The sequence below is a fragment of the Hydrocoleum sp. CS-953 genome (assembly GCF_002260545.1).
Classification (GTDB): domain Bacteria; phylum Cyanobacteriota; class Cyanobacteriia; order Cyanobacteriales; family Microcoleaceae; genus Trichodesmium.
The window spans coordinates 1-3,509 of sequence record NZ_LGSU01000529.1 but is presented as its reverse complement, the minus strand read 5'-3'; the positions used below and the strand labels follow the sequence as shown (position 1 = coordinate 3,509).

Genomic DNA, 3,509 nt, shown 5'->3' with positions numbered 1-3,509 from the left:
GAGTAGGGGAGTAGGGGAGTGGGGGAGAAGTAAAAAGAGTAATAATTAACATTAACCTAGCTAAAATCAACAAAAAAGTGGTTATACTGGTACTAATTAGTTGATAACTGAAGTAATCCCCAAGTATAGCACTACTTTTGGGAATTGGTATAATTCCGATTGAAATCTAATTTTTAATATCTATGTCCAAAAAACTTGTACTGATGGATCATGACGGTGCTGTAGATGATTTTCTCTCCACTGTTTTACTAATGACCATGGAAAATGTTCAACCTTTAGGAGTAATTGTAACACCTGCTGATTGTTATATTGAACCTGCAATTAGTGCCACTAGAAAAATTTTAGATTTAATGGGTTGTTCTGATGTTCCAGTTGCAGAAAGTACAGTGCGTGGCGTTAATCCTTTTCCGGNGATGGATCATGACGGTGCTGTAGATGATTTTCTCTCCACTGTTTTACTAATGACCATGGAAAATGTTCAACCTTTAGGAGTAATTGTAACACCTGCTGATTGTTATATTGAACCTGCAATTAGTGCCACTAGAAAAATTTTAGATTTAATGGGTTGTTCTGATGTTCCAGTTGCAGAAAGTACAGTGCGTGGCGTTAATCCTTTTCCGGTTTTATTTAGAAGAGATTCTTTTGCGGTTGACCATTTTCCAATTTTAAATGAGAAGGAAAATATTGATACTATTTTAGTTTCTGAACCTGGTCAAAATTTCATGGTACGAGTTTTAAAATCAGCACCGGAACCTGTAACATTAATGGTAACTGGTCCTTTAACAACTGTCGCTACAGCTTTAGATATTTCTCCAGAAATTGAGTCAAAAATTCAAGAAATTGTCTGGATGGGTGGTGCATTGAATGTACCTGGAAATGTGAGTAAAGATATGGAACCTGGTCAAGATATGTCTGCTGAATGGAATGCTTATTGGGACCCGTTTGCGATTGAGAGAGTATGGCAAACTCAAATTCCCATTGTACTTTGCTCGTTGGATATTTCTAATAATGTACCTCTAACTTCTGAATTTTCTCGTAAATTAGGTAGGCAAAGAAAGTATCCTATTTCTGATTTTGCCGGACAATGTTATGCGCTGGCAATTTCTCAAGATTATTATTTTTGGGATGTTTTAGCAACTTCTTATTTAGCACATCCAGAATTTTATAAACTGAAAGAATGGGAAACTGTAGTTATTACAAAAGGTGTCAGTCAAGGTCGGATTAAAGTAGAAACTGGTGGGCGAAAAATTATGGCAATGGAACAAGTAGATAGGGAGAGTTTTTATGATTATATCCTCCAACAATGGGCGCGGTAGAAATATTTTNAAGAATGGGAAACTGTAGTTATTACAAAAGGTGTCAGTCAAGGTCGGATTAAAGTAGAAACTGGTGGGCGAAAAATTATGGCAATGGAACAAGTAGATAGGGAGAGTTTTTATGATTATATCCTCCAACAATGGGCGCGGTAGAAATATAATTAATAATTAATAATCAACAATTACCTTGAAGATATTGTTGAATAAATTAAATAAGTTCTTTGTTGATTTTTATAGTTCCAGAGTGTTTCTACGGCTTTTATTTATGAGTATTTAATAAGTAAATCAACCTTTCCTGTTAAAATATTATCCTTGTAAGCTAATAACCATTTATTTAAGGATATAATAGAAAAGTGAAAAAGCCTAGAAACTAAAGGGAGAATCACCATATTACCTGATTATTGGGATTGACAATTAAAATCCTGAACATCTCAACATAAATATGGTAGTCAATTATCAAATATTAACAAAAATATTTATAGTTAGTTTGATAATAAATTATAGCTTATCAGTAGAGCTTGGTAAATTTTGTGCGTTATATATCAAATTTTAAATTAGAGCAAAAGTCAGTTATATCCGTTGCTTGATGTGTTTTATAGCTAAAGGCTGCAACGTCTTTTTTTAGCTGGCTCTACTTAATATAGCAGTCCTATTTTATTTGTCTATCAAAACCTTACTGCTTTTAGGGAACAGGGAACAGGGAACAGGGAAAAGGCAGTAGTTACAAGTTTTTTATCTACTTTTTGATTTGCCATGACCTATGCGCGGATTGCTATATTTATAAATACTTAATAGACTTCTTTAGATTAATTTAATAGACTAAAGATAAGATTTAGTTTAACCATAGTTAATTAATGTGAAAAACCATAGAAATACTGACAATTGATTGGTAAAATTAGAATCGGCAGTTTTCAGATTATAGTTGAAACTGTCAAAAATTCATATTCTATATGTAGATGTAGATAAAATTATAATTATGGTAGAGCACAAACGTATTGGTATCCTTACCAGTGGTGGAGATTGTGCAGGTTTAAACCCCGCAATTCGAGCAGTGGTGTGTCATGCAGTAGGAACCTATAGTTGGGAAGTTTTAGGGATTCGTGAAGCTACTCAGGGATTGATGCAACGTCCGCCAAAAACAATCAAACTAGAGATTGAAAAAATTGACCCATTACTGATATCGGGTGGGACAATTTTAGGCACTACAAATAAAGGCGACCCTTTTGCCTTTCCAATGCCAGATGGTAGTTTGCACGATCGCTCTCAAGAAATTATTGAGGGTTATCATTTACTAAAACTTGATGCTTTAATTGGTATTGGAGGCGATGGTAGTCTGGCTATCCTCCGTAAACTTGCTCAACAAGGAAACTTGAATCTAGTGGGTATCCCCAAAACCATTGATAATGATGTCAACTGTACTGAACTGTCTATTGGTTTTAATACTGCTGTAAAAATTGCCACAGAAGCACTAGACCGCTTACATTTTACTGCTGCTAGTCATAGCCGAGTGATCATTTTAGAAGTAATGGGGCGAGATGCCGGACATATTGCCCTAAATGCTGGTATTGCTGGTGGTGCGGATGTGATTTTGATTCCGGAAATTCCTTACAAAATAGATAACATTTGTCACTATATCCGCAAACGTCAGGATTTAGGCAAAAATTACTCTTTGGTCGTTGTAGCAGAGGCGGTGCAGACTGAAGCAGGGGAGGCGGTGACACAAGATGATTTATTCGGTAAATCTCGATATGGGGGTATTGGGCAATATCTAGCAGATAAAATCTCTGCTTGTAGTGGTGCGGAAACTCGCGTTACGGTTTTAGGTCATGTTCAACGGGGTGGTGTTCCTTCTCCTACCGATCGCTTAGTTGCTTCAGCTTTTGGAGTGGCAGCAGTAGACCTGATTGCAGAAGGAAAATATGACCAGATGGTAACTTGGCAAAATCGACAAGTTGTCAGTGTTCCTATTGAAGAAGCGATCGCTAAGTACAGAGCAGTAGATCCTAATGATACTTTGGTGAAAACTGCTCGGAGTATGGGTATTTGTTTGGGAGATTAAACAGTGTTGCACAATGCAAAAAATTTAGGATTTTTGAATTTACTTCCGTAGGGGTTTGGTCTCCAAACCCTCTTCATACCATTGTGAAAACCTTCATCCCAAAATCTCAAAAACTATAACGTTACAGTTTGGGG

The 3,509-nt window shown here is 36.2% G+C and carries 2 protein-coding genes; both read left to right on the top strand.

What is annotated here, in order from left to right; all coding sequences use genetic code 11:
- Positions 1-413 precede the first annotated feature (413 nt).
- Complete coding sequence (locus AFK68_RS05545; protein ID WP_094671921.1) at positions 414-1,316, top strand: nucleoside hydrolase; 903 nt, start codon at positions 414-416, stop codon at positions 1,314-1,316.
- Between the two features lie 976 nt (positions 1,317-2,292).
- On the top strand, positions 2,293-3,375 hold the full coding sequence (locus tag AFK68_RS05540; protein WP_094671920.1) for an ATP-dependent 6-phosphofructokinase: 1,083 nt from the start codon (positions 2,293-2,295) through the stop codon (positions 3,373-3,375).
- The last annotated feature ends 134 nt before the right edge of the window (positions 3,376-3,509 follow it).